Consider the following 21491-nt stretch of genomic DNA (forward strand, 5'->3'; position numbering starts at 1 on the left):
ATAAAAATTTTGACTTATCCAGAGGATAGTGGCCGCTTTTGCGACGATCCGAGTGGGGCGATCAAGGCGCAGGACAAAAGCGCCATGGCCGGGTATCGGCCATGGCGCGGCATGATCGGAAAAGCGCTGACTTCAGGGTGCCTTGCGGATTAGCGCCAATTTGTGCTGCGCGCCCGGTCGATGTCCCGGCGGGCCTGCGCCAGCTCGCGCTGCGCCTCGGCGCGGGCGGCGGCGGCTTCGGCCATAGCCTGACCGCGTGCTTCGACCGCCTCTCGCATGGCCTGTTGCCGCTCCCGCATGGCATCCTGCCTATCGCGCTGGGCCTCTGTGCGTTCACGCGCCAGTTCGGCGCGATCGCGTTCGGCATCGGCGCGATCCTGCGCGGCATCTTCCATGGCCTGATGCCGCGCGGCGTCCGCATCGTCCAGAACCAGCGCTGAGGCGCGCATGACCTTGACGCGCGCACGCTCTGCCCGGCGGGCGTCGCGGGTGGCGCGGCGGCCCGCCATGTCCGCCTGCGCTGCGGCCTGATCCGCCACGCGGGCGGCGGCGCGAACCGCCACCGGCTCTGCCTGCGCCGAGGCAGGGCTTGAGGCCGTCGCCATCAGCCCCGCCCCAATCGTCACCATAACAAGCGCGAGGCCCGCCCACACACGCCTGCCTGCAAAGCGGGGCGCGGCCATCTGACGCAGACGCTGCTTGATCTCGTCCTTGTTGCTGAGCGCGCAGGCAACCCCCGGCATCCGCGCCGAGGCCGATTTGACCACCGCGCTGCCATAGGCGTGACGTTCAGAAGCGGCCATATCGGCCAGAACCGTGGCATCACAGGCAAGTTCCTGATCGGCGCGAAACGCTTTATAGGCGCGATGGGCCAGCGGATTCCACCAATGCAGCGCCACCACCACCAGCGCGACGAAATTGGCAACCACATCATAGCGATCGTGATGCGCCGCCTCATGCAGCAAGGCGCAGCGCCGCTCGGCCGCCGTATAGCGCGTCATGAAGGATGCAGGCAGAAAGATTCGCCGCCGGAACACCCCTGCGGCCACCGGCCCGCCCACCGCGACGGAGAGCAGCACGTCGATCCCGCATTCGCTGCCGATCGGCTCGGCCGAACGCAGCGCCTGGGCAAGGAAATGGTGATAGCGCAGCATTTGCCAGCCGAACCACAGCGCCGCCCCGCCCAGCCACAGCGCCACCAGGACCGCAGGCCCATGCGCCATCGCATAGTCCAGCGGGCCCGGCATGGCCGCCGCCATCGGATGATCCGCCAAATTGTCCACGGTCAAAGACGGGGACACAGGCAAAGACGGGGCGGCAAGCAGACCACCCCCACCATCGCCATGGGCGAAATGGACAGCGGGCAACAAGCCAACCCCCGGCAAATCCGGCAGCACCATCCGCAAGGCGGGCAGCGCCCACAGCGCATAGGCGGCATGCGGCCCGAAAGCGCGGGCAACCGGGCCGCGCAGCAACAGCACCAGCGCCATCAGCATCGTGCTGGCGGCGAGCGAGGCAAGCACCCAGTCGGTCATTTCCGCAACTCCTGCAGCAAGGCTTCCAGTTCGGCGATATCATCTTCGCTCAGGCCGTCGCCCTGGGCAAGGTGGGCGACCATGGGCGCCGCGCGCCCGCCAAACAGCCGGTCCACCAGACGGCGCGATTCGCGCGTGACATAGCGGTCCCGCTCCACCAGCGGGCGATAGAGGTAGCGCCGCCCCTCCTCCTCATGGGCCAGCACGCCCTTGGCAAGCAGACGCCCGAGCATGGTTTTGACGGTGCGGTCGCTCCAACCGCGCCCGGCGTCGATCCGCTGGGTAATTTCGGCCGCAGTCAGCGGCGTGTCGGCCGACCAAATCGCCTCCATCACCACCAATTCGGCTTCGCTGATCCGCTCCGTCATGCCGCACTCCTTTGACGACCACAAATGTAATCTTATGCGATTACATCTGTGGTCGTCAAGGGGCGATAGAGGTCTCAGGCCGATTTTCCGCCGGAGTTAAGCCCCCCCTCAATCTGTGTTGGTCAACCGTCCAGCCACTGGGCCGTCAATGTGCCCCGGTGCCCCTCGGGCGCCAAGGCGGCACGCAGCGCCTCCAGCATGGGCGGCAAGGCCTGGGTAAAGGCATAGGGCGGGTTGATGATGAACAGGCCAGCGCCGTTATAGATGCCGGGCTGATCGGTATCATACAACCAATGCTCTACGCACAGGAATTTGGGAATGCCAAGTCTGCGCAACTTGTGCTTCCACTGCGCGTGGTTGGACCGTTCCTTCAACGGATACCAGACGACGGTCACGCCATGCGCCCATTTACGATGGGCGGCGGCAAGCGTGGCCGTGATCTTTGCGCGTTCGTCGGTCTGTTCATAGGGCGGGTCCACCACCACCACGCCGCGCGGCGTGCGGGTGGGCACCATGGCCAGCCATAGCTCATAAGCGTCGCGTTCATGCACGGCGGCGGGCGTGTCGCGCATCGCCCCGCGCAGGGCATAGGCATCCTCGGGATGCTTCTCGTTCAGGATCAGCCCATCCTGCGGCCGAAGCAATTGCGCCAGAAACCGGGGCGAGCCGGGATAGAGGCGCGGTTCTGCGCCTTCGTTGACGGCCCGCACGGCGGCGCGATAATCGTCCAGCAACGGGTTGGCATCGGCAAAGGCGCGCACCACGCCTTGCGCCGCCTCGCCGGTGCGCCCGGCCTCCTCGCCTTCGAGATCATAGATCCCGCAGCCCGAATGGGTATCGATCAGCGTCAGCGCGCTCTCTTTTTGCTGCAAGGCCCGCACGAGGGCGATCAAAAGGCTGTGCTTGACGACATCGGCGCTGTTGCCGGCATGAAAGGAATGGCGATAATTCATGATGGTTCTGGGTTCTGACGATTTGCCGTTGTACACAATGCCGGGCGCGGCGCGATCATGGCGATCCTTGGGGCGCTCATAGAGAGTCGCGCCGAAATCTTCAAAGCCCTTCTGTGCAACAGTTGCGCCAGGAAGCGCGGTTGTTCATCCGCCCTCGGCCTGCTCTGCGTCGATCATGGCATAGAGCAGATTGCGCGCGCGCGCACCGGCCGCATCGCCCGGCAACCAGCCAAGCCGAACATCGCGCAGCGACCGTCCCCCCAGATTGCGCTGCTGCTCTTCAAGCATCGGCAAGTCTTCGGTACGGAAGGGCAGAGACAGGAAATCGACCTGTTCATCGGCCATCGCCTGACCATGGGGGCCGATGTATTGGGGGAAGGCAATGGAATACCAGTAGTGAGAGCTGGTGTCGGTTTCGGGCGTGAAGAAATGGCCGGTGGGGGTTTCGCGGCCTTCGCCTTGCGGCCGCCCGGTGGGCACGGCGCCGGCGAAAATGGCCATGTTGGCAGGCGCGTTCCATCGCGTGTGGATCCAGCGATCCGAGGGTTCGCCGGGCGTCAAGCCCATCGCGAGGGCCAGCGCTTCCGGCACGATCTCGCCGATCACCTTGCGGTTGGACCAGATGGCATCGCCTTCCTGCTTCCATTCATACACGCCGTCGGACACCGAACCGCTGCCCAATGTGGTGGGATGCAGGAACTGGATATGGCTGAGGTCGAGGATATTTTCGATCTCCAGCTCATAGCTGGCCGCAACGTTGAGATAGCCCTTGCCGACGAAAGCCTGCGCCGGGTCGTTAAAGGCGAAATCGGGCAAAAGCGCAGGGTCGGCCCGTTCAGGTTCACCCAACCAGATCCAGATCGCGCTGTATTTTTCGGCCACAGGCCATGTTTCAAGCTTCATGGTCTTGGACGGCGCGCCAAAGGGATTGTGGACGCATGCGCCCGATCCATCAAAGCCCAGCCCGTGATAGCCGCAATGCAGCACGCCATTTTCCAACCGGCCAAGCCCCAGCGAGGCATAGCGATGCGGACAGATCGCCGATGTTGCCCGCGCCGCGCCATCGGCATCGCGAAACAACGCTACCCGGTGATTGAGCAGCGTGCGTTGCAGCGGCGCCTGCGCGGTCACTTCGTAATCCCAGGCGGCCATGTACCATGCATTGCGCAGGAACGGCATATCCATCTCCCTATATTGTGTACCTTTGGTACATATCATTGGAGAGATGGTCGTCAAGGCGCAAATCAACCGTCGGGTCGGCGCGCACCATCAAGGAAAAAGGCGCAGGTCGCGGCGGCTTCCCGCAGGATCTCCTCATCCGATATCGGCGTTTGTGCCAAACCCAGCAGCGCCCGCTCATAGCATCCCGCGCGAATCGCATGGGTCAGCCGCTCCGCCGCATGGCGCACGTCAAGATCGGCGCGCAGGCCATCGCCGACAAAGACGCAAAGCATATCGGCCAGTTCCGCCACGACGGTCTGATGGCCCTTTTCATAGAAAATACGCCCCGAAACGCCGCCTGTGGCAATAACGGTGCGATACACGCCCAGCGACGCATCGCTGATGTAAAAGCGCAAGAGACCGGCCAGAATGGCGGTGATCGCCGCATCCGGCGCGCGCGCGCCCGCGTCATCCTGAACGGCCTGATCCATGGTCCGGCGCAGCGCGGCCATGGCCTCGCGCGCCTCCTCCTCGATCGCGGCGGCAATCAACCCGGCGCGGTCGCCAAAATATTTGACCAGCGTCGCCTTGGACCCGCCCGAAACGCGCAGGACCTCATTGAGATTGACGCCGTTCACGCTGCCCGCGGTTATTTGCGCCCGCACGGCGCGCAGCATCGCCCCGCAGCGCTCCTGCGCCGCCTGCTGCTTGCTTTGCCTGGGGGTCGATCGGGGGGAGGCCCCCGCATTGCTGTCCTGCGCGCTCATGCAAAATTGCGTCCAAATGCCTTTGATGCCCGGTCTTTGCACCATTGCGATGGCCGGTTTCAAGTTTCCCCGACATGGCCGCGCCAATCGCATGCCCAGCCACGATGAACCGCCCGCCGCGATTTGTTGCCATGGCGCACAATCAGAGAGGAACATTGCCACGCCCCGAAACGTTCCGAGGTCGCAGTTTGAACGACGAGGGGCCAAGCGATCATGATTTCAAGCATCGGCGATGCCGTCGTCAACGGATTTGCCCACCGGCTGCCATCGGATCCGCGGCGCACGCTGCTCGATTGGCTGCGCGAGGACCTTGGGCTGACGGGCACCAAAAAGGGGTGCGACCATGGGCAATGCGGCGCCTGCACCGTTCTGGTGGAGGGGCGGCGGATCAATTCGTGCCTCTCGCTGGCGCAATTGCATGAAGGCGAGAGCATCGAGACGATTGAGGCCGTTGGGGCTTCGGATGACCTCTCCCCGCTCCAGCGCGCCTTTGTTGCCCATGATGGTTTCCAGTGCGGCTATTGCACCCCCGGCCAAATCTGCTCGGCCAAGGCGTTGATGCAGGAGCTTGCCGATGGATGGGCCAGCGCGGTGACGCCAGATATCGCGCAAAAACCCTTGCCGACCCGCGAGGAACTGGCCGAGCGGATGAGCGGCAATCTGTGCCGTTGCGGGGCCTATGCCAATATCATTGCCGCCATCGAGGACGTGATCGGGCAGCAGAGCGCCACGCAGGAGGCCTCGACATGAAAACCTTTACGCTGGACCATGCGACCTCAACGAAAAGCGCGCTTGATGCTCTGGAGACAGGGGCGCGGCCCATCGCGGGGGGCACCAATCTCGTCGACCTGATGAAATTGCAGATTGCCACGCCGGACAAGCTCGTTTCGATCCGCCGGGCCGGGCTGGACCGGATTGCCGCCGACGGGACGGGCCTGAGCATCGGCGCGATGGTCACCAATGCCGATTGCGCGGCCGATGAGCGCGTGCGCCAAAAATGGCCGCTGCTGGCCAAGGCGATCCTTGCCGGGGCCAGCCCGCAGTTGCGCAACCGGGCCACCACCGGCGGCAACCTGTGCCAGCGTACGCGCTGCGGCTATTTCTATGACACGACCCAGGATTGCAACAAGCGCGATCCGGGCAGCGGTTGCGCCGCCCGCAAAGGGTTCAACCGCATCCATGCCGTGCTGGGCACCAGCGATGCCTGCATCGCGACCTATCCCGGCGATATGGCTGTGGCGCTGCTGGCTCTCGATGCCGTGGTCCTGACGCAAGGCCCGCTGGGGTTGCGCCAGATCCCGCTCTGCGTGTTTCACCGCATGCCCGGCGATGATGCCTTGCGCGACAATGTGCTGGGGCCGGGCGAGCTGATCACCTCGGTCCGCCTGCCCGCCCCCACCGGCGGCGTGCAGCTATACCGCAAGGTGCGCGACCGCGCCTCCTACGCCTTTGCATTGGTTTCGGTCGCCCTCGATCTGGCGATGGAGCAGGGCAGGATCGCCCGCTGCGCGCTGGCCTTCGGCAGTCTGGGCACGGTGCCATGGCGCGACCGGGCCGTTGAGGAGGTGCTGACCGGCGAGAAGCCCTCGCCCCAACTTTTCGCCAAGGCTGCCGAGGTTCTGCTCAAGGACGCGCGCGGATTTGGCGGCAATGATTTCAAAATCCCGCTCGCCGCCCGCGCGCTTGCCGCGACGCTTGGCGAGGCCACCCACAGCGCAAAGGCCTGACCGATGAAACTTCCTCTGGCCGATATGTATAACAAGCCCGATGAGCGCAACCTGCTCGACACCATGAAGCAGGGGGTGATCGGCAAGCCGCTCGACCGTCCCGAAGGCCCGCTCAAGGTCAGCGGCAGCGCGACCTATGCCGCCGAATGGAAATTCGCGGGATGCGCCGAGGGCGTTCTGGTCCTCGCCGACATGGCGCAAGGGCGCGTGACCAGGGTCCACAGCGAAGCGGTGCTGGCCATGCCCGGCGTCCTGGCCGTCATTGCCGACGAGGCGATGGTGCGCCGCTCGACCCAGGGCACAGCGGGCAAGGCCCCGGCACAAGGCGTGCAGACCGTCGATTACTTTGCCCAACCCATTGCCGTCGTCGTGGCCGAAAGTTTTGAACAGGCCCGCGATGGCGCGCTGGCGCTCTCGGTGGATTATGAGGCGGCATCGGATCCGGCCCCCTATGATCCGCAAAGCCCGGATGCGAAAATCGACGAACCATCGGACAGCAAGCCGGTCAAGGGCGGCGACCTCGATCAGGCGATGCGCGATGCCGCCTACAGCATTGATGTCGATTATGACACACCCGGCCATGCCAGCGCGGCGATGGAGCCCCATGCCACGATTGCCCAGTGGCACGGTAATCATCTGACGCTCTACGGCAGCTATCAGATGCTGGCCTATAATGTGAAAGAGATCGCCGATTGCCTGTCGATCTCGCCCAAGAAGGTGCGCCTTCTCGCGCCCTATGTCGGGGGCGGGTTCGGATCGAAACTGGGCATCACGCATGAGGCCGTGGCCGCCGCGATTGCGGCAAGGCAATTGGGTCGCCCGGTGCGCGTGGTGATGACGCGGCAACAGGTGTTTCAAACCGTCATGCGCCGATCCGAAACACGCCAGCGTGTGCGCTTGGCCGCCGATGCCGCCGGGCGCCTGATTGGCCTTGGCCATGAGGCTTATGTCTCGAACCTGCCCGACGAGGATTATGCCGAACCGGTCACGCAGGCCACGGAATTCATTTATGGCGGCGAGAACCGGCTGCTCAAGGTCGAAGTCGCGCGCATTTCCCGCATGACCGCAGGCTCGGTCCGCGCGCCGGGCGAGGCGGTGGGCATGCAGGTGCTGGAGGCGGCGATGGACGAACTGGCCGAAAAGGCGGGGATTGATCCCATCGAATTGCGCAAGCGCAACCTGCCCGCCACGGTGCCGGTCAAGGGAACGCCCTATTCATCGCGCATGCTGGTCGAAGCGCTGGAACAGGGCGCGGCCAGTTTTGGCTGGAAGCAGCGCAAGCCCCGGCCCTGCCAGACCCGCGAGGACGATTGGTGGGTGGGCATGGGTGTGGCCAGCGCGGCGCGGGTCAATGTGATGATCCCGGCGCAGGCGCGCGTGACGCTCAAAACCGACGGGACGGCGCTGGTCGAAAGCGATCAGACCGACATCGGCACCGGCAGCTATGCCGTGCTGGGCCAGATCGCGGGCGAAATGCTGGGTCTGGCGATGCACAAGGTCAAGGTCGTGCTGGGCGACACCGATTTGCCCCCCGGCGCAGGATCAGGCGGCAGCTTTGGCGCGATTTCAACCGGCTCGGCCGTGATGCGCGCCTGCGAGGCGATCCGCGAGAAACTGGCCAAGGCGATGGGATGCGATCCCGACGAACTAGACATTCGCGACGGCATCGCCAGCCATGGCGACAAGCGCCACCCGCTTGAGGAACTGGTGGGATCGCATGACATCGCCGAGGTCGGCTCGATCAAGCCGGGCAAGACCTACAAGGACTTCGCGCAGGCCAGCTATGGCGCGTTCTTTGCCGAGGTCGGCGTCCATGCCTTTACCGGCGAAGTGCGCGTGCGGCGGATGACGGGCGCGTTCGGCTTTGGCCGCGTGCTCAATGCCAAGACCGCACGTTCGCAATGCCTTGGCGGCATGGTCTGGGGCATCGGCAGCGCGCTGACCGAGGAACTGGTGTTTGACCTGCGCGACGGCCACCTCGTCAACCATGATCTGGCCGAATATCACGTGCCGGTCCATGCCGATGTGCCCGCGCTGGAGGTCATCCTGCTTGAAGAGCGCGACGCGGCGGCCAGCCCCCTGCAGGCCAAGGGCGTGGGGGAATTGGGCATATGCGGCGCGGCCGGCGCCATCGCCAATGCCGTTTACAACGCTTGCGGCGTGCGGGTGCGCAGCTTCCCGCTGACGCTGGACAAGATCCTGCCCCACCTTCCCGATCCCTTTTCCGCATGAGAGGCCGCCTGTGATTTCCTCCCCCCTTCGCTACAGCCCCGATCTGGAACTACCCCGCCCGGACGAGGTGGAAACCGACGAAAGCCTTGAAAAGTCTTTCGACCATATTCTTGAAACCACGGCCAGGGATTATGGCCGCGCCGTGCGCGCGGTCCATGCCAAGGCGCATGGATTGTTTGAGGGCATGTTCACCATTCACGACAACCTGCCGCCCGAACTGGCGCAAGGCTTGTTTGCAACGCCGGGCGTCCATCCCGCATCGCTTCGCATCTCGACCAACCCCGGCGATATCCTTGACGACAATGTCGTTTTGCCGCGCGGCCTTGGCTTGAAGGTGGAGCGTGTGGCGGGCGAGCGCCTGCCCGAGGCGGAGGGCGATGGTCAGGACTTCCTGATGGTCAATGCGCCGGTCTTTGCGGTGTCCACGCCCGACAAGTTTGCGGGCAAGCTCAAGCTGCTTGCCGCCACCACCGACCGCGCCGAGGGGGCAAAGGTAGCTCTTTCCACGACGCTCGGCGCGATCAATGCCGCGCTGGGGGCGATTGGTCTGGAATCGAGCGCGCTGGCCGGACTGGGCGGCGCGCGGCAGGTCCACCCGCTGGGCGAGACCTTTTTCAGCACTGTGCCGTTCCGTTATGGCGATTATGTTGCCAAATTCCGCCTGCGGCCCCTCTCTCCGTCGCTCACAATCCTGACCAACGCGATCATCGATACTTCCGGCCGCCCCGACGGCCTGCGCGAGACCATCCGCCAGGATGCCGCCAACCTGACCGGGGAATGGGCCTTTGAAGTGCAATTGGCGCGCGATCCGGAAAAGCAGCCGATCGAGGACGCCAGCGTCGAATGGAAAGAGGAGGACGCGCCCTTCGTACAGGTCGCCACGCTGCGCATCGAGCCGCAGGACAGCTGGAGCGCGGACAAGGTGGAGCGGATTGACGAGACGCTGCACTTCTCGCCATGGAACGCGCTGGTTGCGCATCGACCGCTGGGCGGCATCAACCGCGCCCGCCGCCGCGCCTATAAACATTCCTCGGAATTTCGCGTCCGCGTCAACGGTTGCCCCTTTACCGGCGCCGCGCAGGGCGCCGAATAAGCGAGCAGGTTCCGGTCAGGTTTCGATCCTGACCGGAATCCCCTTGCTGGCGGGCGTGTCGGACAGGCGGTCGCGCAAGGACAACGGGACCAGCGGGTTAAGCTCGGGGAAATAGCCCGCAACGCAGCCATCGGGCAGATCATAGGCCACAACCTTGAGATCGCCGACCGCGCGGCGAGTATCCTCGTCCATGGCGGTAACCAAAGTGACGCGCTGCCCCTCGGTCAGGCCTTGCCGGGCCATTTCCGCGGGCGAGATCAGCATGATCGTGCGTTCGCCCTCAAGCCCGCGCATCCGGTCGGACAGGCCATAGATCGTGGTGTTGAACTGGTCATTCGAACGCAGCGTGATGAGGCGCAGCGCATCGCTGTCCGGGCCGGCATTGAGCGCGCCGGGATCGGTGAACTCGGCCTTGCCGCTCTTGGTGTGCCAGACGCGGTTGCGCGCGTCATTGCCGCGATAAAACCCGCCCGGCGCATGCATCCGGTTGTCCATGTCATGGAATTGATCGGGATAGGTCTGCGCGATCAACTCGCGGATGAGCGTGTAGTCGCCGCGCCATTCGTCCCACCGCCACTTGGGATGCGGCGGCAGGCTGGCCTTGGCCATTTCGCAAATGATCGCGGTTTCGCTCATCACATGCTCGCTGGCCGGTTGGCGGCGGCCTTTTGAGCTGTAGATATGGCTGAAACTGTCCTCGACACTGACGAACTGGTTGCCGGTGGCCTGCATGTCCTCTTCCGAACGCACGAGGCAGGGCAGGATCCAGCTTGCCTTGCCGGGCAGCAGGTGGGTGTGATTGAGGCGCGTGGCGATGTGGATGGTCATATCCATGCGCCGCCATGCCTCATGCACGCGCCCATGATCGGGCACCGCCATGGCCAGATTGCCGCCCAGCCCGACATAGACGGTATTCCTGCCCGCCAGCAGCGCTTCGAGGAAAGCATGCGTGTTATGCCCATCCTCGCCCGGCGTTTCCAACCCCAGCACTTCGCGGTATTTTTCAACCGGCGCCAGAGCGACCTTCTCGGTGATGCCGACGGTGCGCTGGCCCTGAACATTGGAATGGCCCCGGATCGGTGAACAGCCCGCGCCCGGCCGACCGATATTGCCGCGCAGCAGCAGCAGATTGACCAACAGGCCGATCGCCTCGCTGCCGCGGACCTGTTGGGTCAGGCCCATGCCGTAAATGCCGATCACGGATTTGGCCTCGGCATAGACATCGCCTGCGGCCTCCATCTCGGCCTGCGTCACGCCGCTGGCCTGCTCAAGCGCGCCCCAAGGAGTCGCCTCGACTTTGGCGCGAAAGGCATCAAAACCCGATGTGTGCTGGGCTATGAACCCTTTGTCGAGCAACTCCGGCTCTTGCTTGGCGCGGGCAAAGACATGTTTGCACACGCCCATCAGCGCCGCAATATCGCCACCGGGGCGCACCTGCAGGTAAAGATGGCTCAACCGCGTCGCCTTGCCCGTCAGCATCTGGAGCGGGCTTTGCGGATTGACGAATTCAACCAGCCCCGCTTCCTTGAGCGGGTTGAACGAGACGATTTTGCACCCGCGCTGCACCGCCTGCTGAAGCGGATGGAGGATGCGCGGCGAATTGGTGCCGGGGTTCTGACCAAGGTAAAAGATCGCGTCGCAATGCTCGAAATCCTCGATCTGGCATGTGCCGACCGGCGATCCGATCACCTTTTTCAGGCCCACCGAGGTCGTTTCGTGGCACATGTTCGAACTGTCGGGCAGGTTGTTATGCCCCAGCATCCGCGCAAAGGCGGCATAGAGATAGCTGGGCTCCAGCGCCGCCTTGCCGCTGGCATAAAAGGTCATCGCCTTGGGGTCGGTCCGTTTCAATCCGGCGCCGATGGCGGCAAAAGCCTCGGCCCAGCTCGTGGGTACATATTTGTCCGACTGGGCATCATAGCGCAGCGGCTGGGTCAGGCGCCCTTCCCTTTCCAGATCATAGGCGCTCCATTGGCGCAGATCGCTGACGGTATGGGCTGCGAAAAATTCAGGTTCCGCCCGCGCGCTGGTCAGATCCCACAGGGTAGCCTTGGCGCCGTTCTCGCAAAATTCAAACGCGGCAGGGCTCGCCGGTTTGATCCACGCGCATGATGTGCAGGCCGTACCATCGGGCTTGTTGAGATGGCTCAGCGTTTCGATGGCGCCGGGGCCGGCGGCCTGGGAAAGCTCGATCGCGCCTATGCCTTTTAGCGAGCCCCAGCCACCGGCAGCCTCGGGCACTTCGATGGCGGCGGTTTCTTCGGCGGGTGTCGGTCGCGATGGCATGCCCGTGGTCTCCCTTTGGCCCACAAACGCCATTCTTCGGATGCCGAAGGCGACGGGAGAGCGCAATTGCGACAACCCAACGTTCTGGCGACCGACATGTTCCCTTGATAAACCGCAGCGCTTGGGGGCGAAAGATCTGAAAACTCGCGAAATTGACCCATCATCCGCAATTTTCAGCCCGCCGCCCCCTCAGCCCGTAACCCTCGCCTGTCGCGCGCCTGCATTCAGCGCCGCGCCAAGAATGACCGCAAGGATGATCCCGCCAACACCCATCACGACAAAGGTCCGCGACAGGGCGTGGCTGAACAGCGTGACCAGCGAGACCAGCGCCGGGCTGACGAATTGCCCCACGAAAAAGGCGCAGCTCCAGATGCCCATGCCGCGCCCGCGGTTCTCATCGCTCAACCCGCGCATGGTCCAAAGCAGCAGCGTGGGGATGCACAGACCGGCGCCAAGCTGCTGGACGGCGCAGAACACGGTCATCTGGGCGGGCGAATGGCTGGCGCCGATGCCCAACAGACCCAGGCCCAGCAGCGCAAAGAAAATGCCGACCTGCATTCCCGTGCCAAGCCGCGCCGAGGCAGGCTTGAACAGCAGACCACCGAAAAACACGCCGACATTGGCAAGGCCGATCAGCATTCCGATCGTGTCGGGCGAGGTGACGCTGACGCCCGGAAACAGCAGCCCGACCTGCACGATGTAAACGTAATAGAGGCTTGAGGCCAGCAGGGTAACGCCGCTGGTGATCAGCACATGGCGGGTGGGGAAACGTTCAGAAGCGAGGCCTGCGAGCGCCGGGCTGCGCTTGGCCGGTTCGAACAGCAGAAAGGCCATCGCCAGCGCGATGGGGATCGCGCAGGCGTAGACTAGAAAGGGAATGTTCCAGCCCATGCCCGACAGCGTGCCAGAGAGCACCAGCAATGAAACGCCGAAAAACGGCTGCGCCGCCGATTGAACGGTCAGCCAGAAGCGCCTGCGATCCTCTTCGAAATAGTCACCGACCAGAGTGTTTGTCACCGTCAGGATCGCCGCTTCGCAAACGCCCAGCAGCAGGCGCGAGGCAAACAGCGCGGGCAGACCGTCGATAAACACCGGAGCGATGCCGACAAGGCCGTAGATCGCGGTTGCCACGACCAGCAAACGGCTGCGCCCATAGCGGTCGACCAGCCAGCCCATGGCGGGCGACAGCAGCGCGACCATCAAACCGGGCGCGGTCACCGCCAGAGGCACCCACAGGCTGGCGCCGGGAACCCCGGCAAAATGCTCCATCATGCGTGGCACCGCCGGGGCCAGAGCAACGATGGCCAGAATGGGCAGGAAGCTGGCGATCACGACAACGATGCCTTGGGGCAGGCCCGCCCGGCGCTGGTCGCCAAAATCGGTTGGGGAACTCATGATGGTGGTCCTTGCAGCAGCAATCGGCGACGGGCGCCGGGGGAAAGGGTTTAACGCGGGGTCTGTTTGGCGGTCGTTTCGCCGCCGATCAGGCACGCCTCCTCACCATGGAAGAGGCCAGATCGGCGACATGGCGGCCTTGACGCAGCAGCATCGAATTGCGGGCGATATAATCAATCCAAGGACGGGCAAGCGGCGCATGGGCTTTTTAATCAGCGATCAAACCAAAAGGCAAGCCGGGATTGGCCCATGAGGTTCAGCAGGGCCAATCCCTTTGGAGCGCGCGCACCATCGCCGGGGCGCCTTAACGGGTGCCGGGGCATTTCTTTCATCGCGATCTTGCGCAACTCGACCAAAATGCGCTCTTGTGTTTGGACTTTACCGGAGCCGCTTTGTCGGTTAGGCCCATTTTGATCATTGATCAAATCAGGCCGTTTCCGGCATGGAATCCATCCGGAGCCCCCGGAAACCCTGGCGGCGCAATGCCCGGCCCGGTCGCTGCTGACCGTCGCCTGAACTTGATGTGGAGCATGCAATGAAGCTAGTACGATTCGGTCAGGCGGGAACGGAAAAGCCCGGCATCCTCGACGCCAACGGCACCTTGCGCGACCTTTCGGGCCATCTGTCCGACATCGATGGCGCGGCTCTTGCCCCGCCATCCCTCGAAAACCTGCGCCGGATCGACCTTGCCGCGCTTCCGGCTGTGACCGAGCCGGTGCGTCTGGGCGCGCCCGTGGCCGATACCCGCCAATTCATCGCCATCGGGCTTAACTATACCGATCATGCGATCGAGGCCAACATGCCCATCCCGGCGGAACCGATCGTGTTCACCAAGGCGGTCTCGTGCATTCAGGGGCCGAATGACGATGTGCGGCGGCCGCACAAATCGGACAAGATGGACTGGGAAGTCGAACTCGGCATCGTCATCGGATCGCGCGCCTCCTACGTTTCGGTCGAGGATGCGTTGAACCACGTCGCCGGATATCTGGTGTGCGATGACCTCTCGGAGCGCAGCTTCCAGCTTGAGCGCGGCGGCACATGGGACAAGGGCAAGGGTTGCGAAACATTCGGCCCCGTAGGCCCGTGGCTGGTCACCGCCGATGAGGTGGGCGATGTGCAGCAGCTCGACATGTGGCTGGATGTCAATGGCCGACGGATGCAGACCGGCAATACGCGCACCATGATTTTCGATTGCGCCACCATCGTCAGCTATCTCAGCCAGTTCATGGTCCTGCTGCCCGGCGACATCATCACCACCGGCACGCCGCCGGGCGTCGGCATGGGCATGAAGCCCCCGGTTTTCCTCAAGGAAGGGGATGTCATCGAACTGGGCATCGAAAAGCTGGGCGTGCAGCGCCACAAGGTCATCGCATGGGACGCCGACCGGTGAGCGCGCCAGGTCGGCTTGCCGGCAAATCCTGCTTCATCACCGGCGGCGCGCAGGGCATAGGGCGGGCCATCGCCATCGCCTTTGCCCGCGAGGGCGCGCTTGTGACGGCAGCCGACCTTCGCTTCAACGATCCGTTCGATGCGGGATTGGGCATCCAGACCCGCATCCTCGATGTGACCGACCCGCAAAGTGTTGCAGCCGCCGCGCAGTCCCATGGCGAAACCTCGGTGCTGGTCAATTGCGTCGGCTATGTCGCCAATGGCTCGATCCTTGATGGCACGCTCGATGATCTTGATCGCAGCATGACGTTGAACGTACGCTCGATGGCCCTGACGATCCGCGCCTTTCTTCCGGCCATGCTGGGCCGTGCGGAAGGCGCGATCATCAACATTGCCTCGGTGGTGTCATCGGTGATGGCCGCGCCCAACCGTTTTGCCTATGGCACCAGCAAGGCGGCAGTGATTGGCCTCACCATGTCGGTGGCGCGCGATTTTATCGGTCAGGGCATCCGCTGCAACGCGATCAGCCCGGGCACCGTCGAATCCCCCTCGCTGCTTGAACGCTTTGCCGCCACGGGCGATGCCGATGCCGCGCGGGCGGCTTTCATCGCCCGCCAGCCCATGGGCCGCCTTGGTCAGGCCGACGAAATCGCCGCCATCGCGATCACGCTCGCCTCGGACGAGGCCCGCTTTATGTCGGGCACCAATGTGGTCATCGACGGAGGAATGAGCCTGTGACCGCCCTGTCCGAACCCCGGCCCGCGCCGCCCTTTGCGATCGTGACCGGTGGCAGCACGGGCATCGGGCATCACCTTGTCGGCGCGCTGGCGGCGGCGGGTTATCGGGTGGCATTTTCCTATCACGCCTCGCCCGAACCGGCAGAGGCGCTTGTCGAAGAGCAGACCGCGCTGGGCCACAGCGTCCTTGCCATGGCGTGCGATGTGGGGATCAAGGCGCAGGTTGAGGCTTTTGCCGAGACGGTGGTTGCATGGGCGGGCCACGCGCCCGACCTGCTGGTCAACAACGCCGGGATCCAGACATGGTCGCCGCTGCTCGAACTGTCCGAGGAGCGCTGGGATGCGGTGCTGCGCACCAATCTCAAAGGGTGCTTTCTCCATACACAAATCTTTGGCCGCCTGATGGCGCAGCGCGGCTGCGGCGGCGCCATCGTCAACATCGGTTCGGGCTGCAACAAGCACGCCTTTCCCAATCTGGTGGACTATACCGCATCCAAGGGCGGGATCGAACAATTCACCAAATCGGCTGCGGTTGAACTGGGCCAATATGGCATTCGCGTAAACTGTGTCGCGCCGGGCGCCATCGCCACCGAACGCACCGCCGAGGAGGCGCCCGATTATGCCGCGCAATGGTCGCCGATGACGCCGCTGGGCCGGGTCGGCACGCCCGCCGACATTGCCGGGCCGGTGCTGTTCTTTGCCGGCCCCGCCGCCGCCTTTGTCACCGGCCAGACACTGTGGGTCGATGGCGGCGTTTTCACCCGTGCGCCCTGGCCCTATCAGCAGTAGGATTGCCCGGATGTCGTCTGCCCCTGCCCCGCTGCTCGCCCAATTGCGCTCGATTGTCGGGCCGGGTCATGTTCTGACCGACCGGGATGCGACGCGCGCCTATGCCACCGGCTATCGCTATGGCGGGGGCGATGTTCTGGCGGTGGTGCGGCCGGGCACGCCGCTGGAGCAATATCGCGCCTTTTGCGCCTGTATCGCGGCCGATGTGATCGTGATTGCCCAAGCCGCCAACACCGGTCTGACGGGCGGCTCGAGCCCCGACGGGCACTATGACCGCCCGGTGGTGATCATCAACACCTTGCGGTTGAGGGGCATCCACATGCTTGCGGGCGGCGCGCAGGTGGTGTGTCTGGCCGGGGCAACGCTCTATGATCTCGAACGCGATCTGGCGCCGCTGGGCCGTGAACCGCATTCGGTGATCGGCTCATCCTGCATCGGCGCCTCGGTGATCGGCGGGGTGTGCAACAATTCGGGCGGCGCATTGATCCGGCGCGGCCCGGCCTATACCGAGATGGCGCTTTTCGCGCGGGTGCTGGCCGATGGCACCGTCGAGCTGGTCAATCACCTTGGCCTTGATCTGGGCGGCGCGCCCGAGGAGATCCTCGACAACATCGGCCGGGGCCGCCTGCCCCCGCTCGATGATAAAGCCGAGGATAATGCCGAGGATACGGGCGCGGGCCGCTGCGTTGCCTCGTGTCAGGATTATGCCGAAAGGGTGCGCGACATTGCCGCCCCCTCCCCGGCCCGGTACAATGCCGATCCGCAGCGATTGTTCGAAGCCTCGGGCAGCGCGGGCAAGGTCATGGTCTTTGCCGTCCGGCTCGATACTTTTCCCCGCGATGAGCAGACCGCCACCTTCTATATCGGCACGAATGACACCGCCGAACTGACGCATTTGCGCCGCGAAATCCTGGGCCGGTTTGAGGAATTGCCGATTTCGGGCGAGTATATCCACCGCGATGCGTTCGATATCGCGGCCATCTATGGCAAGGATGTCTTTGTTGCCATTGAACGCTTCGGGACCGACCGCCTGCCCCGCCTCTTTGCGCTGAAGAACCGGATCGATGCGCTGGCGCGGCGATGGCGGTTCCTGCCCGCCAACCTGTCGGATCGGGTCATGCAGGCCGCGAGCCGACTGTTGCCCGACCATCTGCCGCCGCGCATGCGGCAATGGCGCGACCGCTATGCGCATCATCTGATCCTGAAAATGCCGCGCGATGGCGTGGCCGAGGCCCGCGGCCTGCTGGCGCAGATGTTTCCAAGCGCAACGGGCGATATGTTCGAATGCACCCCGCTGGAGGCCAGGAAAGTCTTCCTGCATCGCTTCGCCGTGGCCGGGGCGGCGATCCGCTATCGCGCCATCCATGCCGAGCGCGTGGGCGACATCATCGCGCTGGATATTGCCCTGCGGCGCAATGACGAGGACTGGCTGGAAGTGCTGCCCCCGGCCATCGATGATGCGATTGAGGCCAAACTCTATTACGGGCACTTCTTCTGCCATGTGTTCCATCAGGACTATATCCTGAAGCCGGGCGTCGATCCGATCGCGCTGGAGCACCGGATGTGGGCATTGCTGGACCAGCGCGGCGCCGAATATCCGGCCGAGCACAATGTCGGCCATCTCTATCCGGCCAAGCCCGCGCTGGAGGCGCATTACCGCGCGCTGGACCCGGGCAACCGGCTCAACCCCGGCATCGGCCAGACCAGCCGACAGCGCGACTGGCGATGATCACGACCCGGTTTTGATCGTCGCCTGAATTGCCTCGGACAGGCCGGTCAACCGGCCCGCCCGGTCAGAGCCGGATCGCACGGCGCGTCCTTGGCAAGAATGGCGCTCAGCACGATATCGACAATCGTCCCGGCAATGTCGACGCTGGGCAATGCGCCGTCGTCGCTGGGGCGCAGCACGCCCTTTTTGCGCATCGTGGCAAAGCCGTAAATCGCCGACCAGAAAGCCACGACACGCACGTCGGCGTAACCGGGATCAAGATCGGGAAGCGCGCCGATGACCTGATCGCGCAACGCCGCATGCCCGGCGCGCTGAAAGGCCAGCAGCGACGGATCGAGCGTCGGGGTGGTCAGCTCGCTTTCGTACATCAGGTCGAGCAGATGCGGGTTTTCCTCGGCGAAGCGGATAAACAGCAGCCCCATGCGGCGCAGCTTTTCGGCAGGCGTGGCAATACCGGCCACCACCTGCTCGGTGCCCGCCAGCATTTCGTTGAACCCCTCGGTGGCGAGGGCCAGCAGCAGCGAGCGCCGGTCGGGAAAGTGATAATAGGGCGCGCCGGGCGAAACACCGATTTCCTGCGCCAGCGTACGGATGGACAGACCATTATGTCCGTGCTGTTTCAGATAGGCACGCCCAGCATTGAGCAGGCTGTGGCGCAACTTGTCCCGGTTATACTGCTTCTTCTCGCTCATTCATTCCCGCCCGTTGATCTGCCGAATGCGACATCTGGGCATCTTGCCTGCCCGGTCGCCAAACCCTGTGCGGCAGGGGTGCGCCGCATTCGGAACCCGCCCCCGCCTTTTGTACCGCCCGCCCGAATATGTCAAAATGTGTCGGCTGTATAAGGGATTTGCGGAAAGCGATGGGGCAAGAAAATCGGCGCTTGCGGTTAATTTAATCATTGATTAAAAAATCTTGGCCTGCAAGCCGAATATATGGCCCGCATGCCATCAAAGGAGAGATGCATGACCACCACCCGACGAGGCGCGCTCTCGCGTCTGGCCCTGACCGGCGTTGCTGCTGCCCTGCCGCAGGCTGCTTTTGCCGCCAGCCGCCCCGCCGCTGCGGCTCCGTCCCGCAATGTACCGGCCGATGACTGGCGCCCGCTATTCAACGGCCGCGACACGGCGGGCTGGACATTTTTTCAGGATGGTGTCGGCGCCCAGGACCGCGATGGCGTGGTGGATATCCACGAGGGCATGCTCCACCTGCTGGGCCCGCGCTATCGCGGCCCGATCAAGGCGGGCATGGGCTATCTCGCCACGGATCGCGAGTATGAGAATTATCACCTGAGCCTTGAATACAAGTGGGGCACCCGCCGCTATGCGCCGCGCGAGATGTGGAAACGCGACAGCGGCATTCTTTATCACACGCCCTTCGGCCCGGAACGGCTCTGGCCCGATTGCATCGAATATCAGATCATGGAGCGCAACACCGGCGATGCGCTGCCCATCAATCACCGCGCCATTGCCGCGATTTCGCAGGGCGGCCTGCCCGCATGGCCCGACGATTTTCCTGGCAACAAGCAGTACGCCCCCCAAGTCAATGCGGGCGGATCCTTGCGCCAATGGATCCGCGCCGACGGCAATTTTGACACGCTGGAGGGGTGGAACACCGTCGAACTGATCGCGCAGGGCGACAAGGCCGCGCATATCGTCAACGGGCGGCTCGTCACCGCGCTTTACGGGCTTCAGCGTCAGGATCCCGAAGACCGTTCGCGCTATATCCCGCTTACCAAAGGCCGCATTCTGCTCCAGATCGAAGCGGCGGAAATCATGTTCCGCAATGTGAAGATCCGCCCGCTCTGAAGTTTGCCGACAGACGAAACCCCCGGTGTAATGCACCGGGGGTTTCCTTATACTGCGGCGCCGGAAAGGGGCTGTCCGCCCTACCCTGTCAGGGCAGGACGATCGTTGCCAACCGCTCGCAATTCACCGGCAAAGGCTGGAGATGCGGCGGGAAATAGGGCGCACGGGTGCGCGCGGCCACTTTGACATGGTGGATGCCGGGGGTCAGCCCGCCCTGCTTGGGGACCAGCACGGTGCCAAAATCGCCCATCGCCCAACGCACGGTGGTCGCATCGCGCATGCCTTCAAGGTCATAGACCTCGCCATGAAGGCGCAGCTTGTTGATCTCATAGCTGAAGAATTCGCCGTCAATCGTGACGTCCACGCCGTCAAACAGCGAAAGGCGCATGCCGCGATAGTTGGGCAGGCGCAGGCGCACCTCAACCCCTTCGCGGGCATCGACCGGCCCGTAATTGCGAAAGCCGGTGGCTTGGATCAAAGGATATTCGTACATGGCGTTTTCCTGTAAATAGCGGTCAAAGCTGCGGACGGATCAGGCGCCGGCCTGCGCTGCGTCATATTGCGCTTCCAATTGGCGCATCATGACGTGCTGGCGGCGCACCTGGTCAATCGCCACCCACGGTTCGCGCGCACCTTCATATTCCGACGACAGATAGCCCTCGTAACCGGCGCGCTTGAGCACCGGAATGACCTTGTCCCAAGGGATGTTCTCGCACTGGAGATCATCGTTGATGTAGTGGAACTTGGCCTGAATAAAGGCCACATATTTGGCGATATCGAGGAATTCCTCGGGATCGACCGCAATGCCGTTGATCAGCTTGGCGTGATCGCTGTCGCCTTCGGGCACTTCATGTTGCCAGCCTTTGAGCGGGCGGTTCTGGAAGATGCCGGTGTCGATCAGCAGGCGGAAGTTGGGGGTGCCGGTGCGCTCGATAAAGTCGATATAGCCATCGACCGCCGGATGCTTGATCGGCGTGGGCGAATGGATTTCGGGACAGATCACGATATCGAACTTGTTGGCCAGATCGAGCACGCGCTCCACGGCCCCGGACCAGATCGGATCGGGGGTAAGCTGCGCATCGATGACGCCGAATTTGGGGCGAATGGACTTGAAACCCAGCCGGTGCGCAAGGCGCAGGTCGCGCTCCAGTTCGGCGGCGCCTTCGGCAACCGTCAACTGACAGCCCAGACGCAGTTTGGTATCCACCCAACTGCACATGTTGGTCGGCTCAAGCTGATGACGGTCGAGCAGGCCGAACCACTTGTCGAGCCAATCCTTTGAAGGCTCGGGATAGCATTCGACATGCGTCTCACCAAGGATCTCGATGCCGGTCGCGCCGGTGTCGGCGGCATGATCAAAACCATCTTCCAGGGTCATGATGCTGCCGAAGTCTTCGGTATAGCTATAGAGCGATACCCCGTATTTGAACTGCCCAGCCATACTCAACTCCCTCATCATTCGATCCCACGGATTAAGCGGGCATTTCGGCCCGCTCAGCATTCCGGCCCCGGCGAAAATACG

The 21491-nt window shown here is 63.8% G+C and carries 20 protein-coding genes; 9 read left to right on the forward strand and 11 right to left on the reverse strand.

The genetic code is table 11. The features are described from left to right. Positions 1-149 precede the first annotated feature (149 nt). From PQ467_RS13190 to PQ467_RS13210, 5 genes are all read right to left on the reverse strand, one after another. Positions 150-1535, reverse strand: coding sequence for a M56 family metallopeptidase (locus tag PQ467_RS13190; protein ID WP_274173843.1), 1386 nt, complete (start codon positions 1533-1535; stop codon positions 150-152). Then, the gene (locus tag PQ467_RS13195; protein WP_274173844.1) at positions 1532-1903 is read right to left on the reverse strand and encodes a BlaI/MecI/CopY family transcriptional regulator; all 372 of its coding nucleotides are present in this window, start codon (positions 1901-1903) and stop codon (positions 1532-1534) included. Before PQ467_RS13195 ends, PQ467_RS13190 begins: the two co-directional genes overlap by 4 nt. A 122-nt stretch (positions 1904-2025) precedes the next feature. Continuing rightward, positions 2026-2856 carry a 23S rRNA (adenine(2030)-N(6))-methyltransferase RlmJ gene (locus PQ467_RS13200; protein WP_274173845.1) on the reverse strand — a complete coding sequence of 277 codons (831 nt, stop codon included), beginning with the start codon at positions 2854-2856 and terminating at the stop codon, positions 2026-2028. A 144-nt stretch (positions 2857-3000) separates the two neighbouring features. Then, positions 3001-4035, reverse strand: coding sequence for an aromatic ring-hydroxylating dioxygenase subunit alpha (locus PQ467_RS13205; protein WP_274173846.1), 1035 nt, complete (start codon positions 4033-4035; stop codon positions 3001-3003). 65 nt (positions 4036-4100) lie between these two features. After that, the gene (locus PQ467_RS13210; protein WP_274173847.1) at positions 4101-4784 is read right to left on the reverse strand and encodes a TetR/AcrR family transcriptional regulator C-terminal domain-containing protein; all 684 of its coding nucleotides are present in this window, start codon (positions 4782-4784) and stop codon (positions 4101-4103) included. A 213-nt stretch (positions 4785-4997) separates the two neighbouring features. Between PQ467_RS13210 and PQ467_RS13215 the strand changes: the two genes are divergently transcribed. Genes PQ467_RS13215 through PQ467_RS13230 form a run of 4 tightly spaced genes read left to right on the forward strand, consistent with a single transcriptional unit; the run spans position 4998 to position 9836 of the window. After that, positions 4998-5534: a 2Fe-2S iron-sulfur cluster-binding protein gene (locus tag PQ467_RS13215; RefSeq protein ID WP_274173848.1), complete on the forward strand. Its 537-nt coding sequence runs from the start codon at positions 4998-5000 to the stop codon at positions 5532-5534. Then, a complete protein-coding gene (locus PQ467_RS13220) occupies positions 5531-6511 on the forward strand; it encodes an FAD binding domain-containing protein (RefSeq protein WP_274173849.1) in 981 nt (326 codons plus the stop codon). Before PQ467_RS13215 ends, PQ467_RS13220 begins: the two co-directional genes overlap by 4 nt. A 3-nt stretch (positions 6512-6514) precedes the next feature. Further along, positions 6515-8743 carry a xanthine dehydrogenase family protein molybdopterin-binding subunit gene (locus PQ467_RS13225; protein ID WP_274173850.1) on the forward strand — a complete coding sequence of 743 codons (2229 nt, stop codon included), beginning with the start codon at positions 6515-6517 and terminating at the stop codon, positions 8741-8743. A 10-nt stretch (positions 8744-8753) separates the two neighbouring features. Beyond that, a complete protein-coding gene (locus PQ467_RS13230; protein WP_274173851.1) occupies positions 8754-9836 on the forward strand; it encodes a catalase family protein in 1083 nt (360 codons plus the stop codon). Between the two features lie 15 nt (positions 9837-9851). Here the strand turns inward: PQ467_RS13230 and PQ467_RS13235 are convergent, their stop codons facing one another. From PQ467_RS13235 to PQ467_RS22765, 3 genes are all read right to left on the reverse strand, one after another. Then, complete coding sequence (locus tag PQ467_RS13235) at positions 9852-12122, reverse strand: FdhF/YdeP family oxidoreductase (RefSeq protein WP_274173852.1); 2271 nt, start codon at positions 12120-12122, stop codon at positions 9852-9854. 189 nt (positions 12123-12311) lie between these two features. Continuing rightward, entirely contained in the window at positions 12312-13517 is a 1206-nt protein-coding gene (locus tag PQ467_RS13240) for an MFS transporter (RefSeq protein ID WP_274173853.1), read from the reverse strand. 88 nt (positions 13518-13605) lie between these two features. Further along, positions 13606-13695, reverse strand: coding sequence for a hypothetical protein (locus PQ467_RS22765; RefSeq protein ID WP_443193011.1), 90 nt, complete (start codon positions 13693-13695; stop codon positions 13606-13608). Between the two features lie 357 nt (positions 13696-14052). Between PQ467_RS22765 and PQ467_RS13245 the strand changes: the two genes are divergently transcribed. Genes PQ467_RS13245 through dld form a run of 4 tightly spaced genes read left to right on the forward strand, consistent with a single transcriptional unit; the run spans position 14053 to position 18161 of the window. Continuing rightward, positions 14053-14907 (forward strand): fumarylacetoacetate hydrolase family protein, encoded by an 855-nt coding sequence (locus PQ467_RS13245; protein WP_274173854.1) that lies wholly within the window; start codon positions 14053-14055, stop codon positions 14905-14907. After that, on the forward strand, positions 14904-15644 hold the full coding sequence (locus PQ467_RS13250) for an SDR family oxidoreductase (protein WP_337995092.1): 741 nt from the start codon (positions 14904-14906) through the stop codon (positions 15642-15644). Before PQ467_RS13245 ends, PQ467_RS13250 begins: the two co-directional genes overlap by 4 nt. Next, positions 15641-16432 carry an SDR family NAD(P)-dependent oxidoreductase gene (locus PQ467_RS13255; RefSeq protein ID WP_274173856.1) on the forward strand — a complete coding sequence of 264 codons (792 nt, stop codon included), beginning with the start codon at positions 15641-15643 and terminating at the stop codon, positions 16430-16432. Before PQ467_RS13250 ends, PQ467_RS13255 begins: the two co-directional genes overlap by 4 nt. A 10-nt stretch (positions 16433-16442) precedes the next feature. Next, on the forward strand, positions 16443-18161 hold the full coding sequence (gene dld, locus PQ467_RS13260; protein ID WP_274173857.1) for a D-lactate dehydrogenase: 1719 nt from the start codon (positions 16443-16445) through the stop codon (positions 18159-18161). Positions 18162-18208: 47 nt separating this feature from the next. On the opposite strand, the gene PQ467_RS13265 is transcribed toward dld, so the two are convergent. Then, entirely contained in the window at positions 18209-18853 is a 645-nt protein-coding gene (locus PQ467_RS13265; RefSeq protein WP_274173858.1) for a TetR/AcrR family transcriptional regulator, read from the reverse strand. 273 nt (positions 18854-19126) lie between these two features. Between PQ467_RS13265 and PQ467_RS13270 the strand changes: the two genes are divergently transcribed. After that, a complete protein-coding gene (locus PQ467_RS13270; RefSeq protein WP_274173859.1) occupies positions 19127-19969 on the forward strand; it encodes a 3-keto-disaccharide hydrolase in 843 nt (280 codons plus the stop codon). Positions 19970-20057: 88 nt separating this feature from the next. Here PQ467_RS13270 and PQ467_RS13275 read toward each other — a convergent pair whose 3' ends face one another. Then, on the reverse strand, positions 20058-20462 hold the full coding sequence (locus tag PQ467_RS13275; RefSeq protein WP_274173860.1) for a C-glycoside deglycosidase beta subunit domain-containing protein: 405 nt from the start codon (positions 20460-20462) through the stop codon (positions 20058-20060). A 39-nt stretch (positions 20463-20501) separates the two neighbouring features. Then, positions 20502-21410, reverse strand: a complete 909-nt coding sequence (locus tag PQ467_RS13280; RefSeq protein ID WP_274173861.1) for a sugar phosphate isomerase/epimerase family protein — start codon at positions 21408-21410, stop codon at positions 20502-20504. Positions 21411-21491: the final 81 nt, after the last annotated feature.

This window comes from Novosphingobium sp. KACC 22771 (genome assembly GCF_028736195.1).
GTDB lineage: Bacteria > Pseudomonadota > Alphaproteobacteria > Sphingomonadales > Sphingomonadaceae > Novosphingobium.

Excerpts from the sequence above, each read along its gene's own strand:
- PQ467_RS13190 (WP_274173843.1), bottom strand. The coding sequence starts at position 1,535 with ATGACCGACTGGGTGCTTGCCTCGCTCGCCGCCAGCACGATGCTGATG.
- PQ467_RS13195 (WP_274173844.1), bottom strand. The coding sequence starts at position 1,903 with ATGACGGAGCGGATCAGCGAAGCCGAATTGGTGGTGATGGAGGCGATT.
- PQ467_RS13200 (WP_274173845.1), bottom strand. The coding sequence starts at position 2,856 with ATGAATTATCGCCATTCCTTTCATGCCGGCAACAGCGCCGATGTCGTC.
- PQ467_RS13205 (WP_274173846.1), bottom strand. The coding sequence starts at position 4,035 with ATGCCGTTCCTGCGCAATGCATGGTACATGGCCGCCTGGGATTACGAA.
- PQ467_RS13210 (WP_274173847.1), bottom strand. The coding sequence starts at position 4,784 with ATGAGCGCGCAGGACAGCAATGCGGGGGCCTCCCCCCGATCGACCCCC.
- PQ467_RS13215 (WP_274173848.1), top strand. The coding sequence starts at position 4,998 with ATGATTTCAAGCATCGGCGATGCCGTCGTCAACGGATTTGCCCACCGG.
- PQ467_RS13220 (WP_274173849.1), top strand. The coding sequence starts at position 5,531 with ATGAAAACCTTTACGCTGGACCATGCGACCTCAACGAAAAGCGCGCTT.
- PQ467_RS13225 (WP_274173850.1), top strand. The coding sequence starts at position 6,515 with ATGAAACTTCCTCTGGCCGATATGTATAACAAGCCCGATGAGCGCAAC.
- PQ467_RS13235 (WP_274173852.1), bottom strand. The coding sequence starts at position 12,122 with ATGCCATCGCGACCGACACCCGCCGAAGAAACCGCCGCCATCGAAGTG.
- PQ467_RS13240 (WP_274173853.1), bottom strand. The coding sequence starts at position 13,517 with ATGAGTTCCCCAACCGATTTTGGCGACCAGCGCCGGGCGGGCCTGCCC.
- PQ467_RS13245 (WP_274173854.1), top strand. The coding sequence starts at position 14,053 with ATGAAGCTAGTACGATTCGGTCAGGCGGGAACGGAAAAGCCCGGCATC.
- dld (WP_274173857.1), top strand. The coding sequence starts at position 16,443 with ATGTCGTCTGCCCCTGCCCCGCTGCTCGCCCAATTGCGCTCGATTGTC.
- PQ467_RS13265 (WP_274173858.1), bottom strand. The coding sequence starts at position 18,853 with ATGAGCGAGAAGAAGCAGTATAACCGGGACAAGTTGCGCCACAGCCTG.
- PQ467_RS13270 (WP_274173859.1), top strand. The coding sequence starts at position 19,127 with ATGACCACCACCCGACGAGGCGCGCTCTCGCGTCTGGCCCTGACCGGC.
- PQ467_RS13275 (WP_274173860.1), bottom strand. The coding sequence starts at position 20,462 with ATGTACGAATATCCTTTGATCCAAGCCACCGGCTTTCGCAATTACGGG.
- PQ467_RS13280 (WP_274173861.1), bottom strand. The coding sequence starts at position 21,410 with ATGGCTGGGCAGTTCAAATACGGGGTATCGCTCTATAGCTATACCGAA.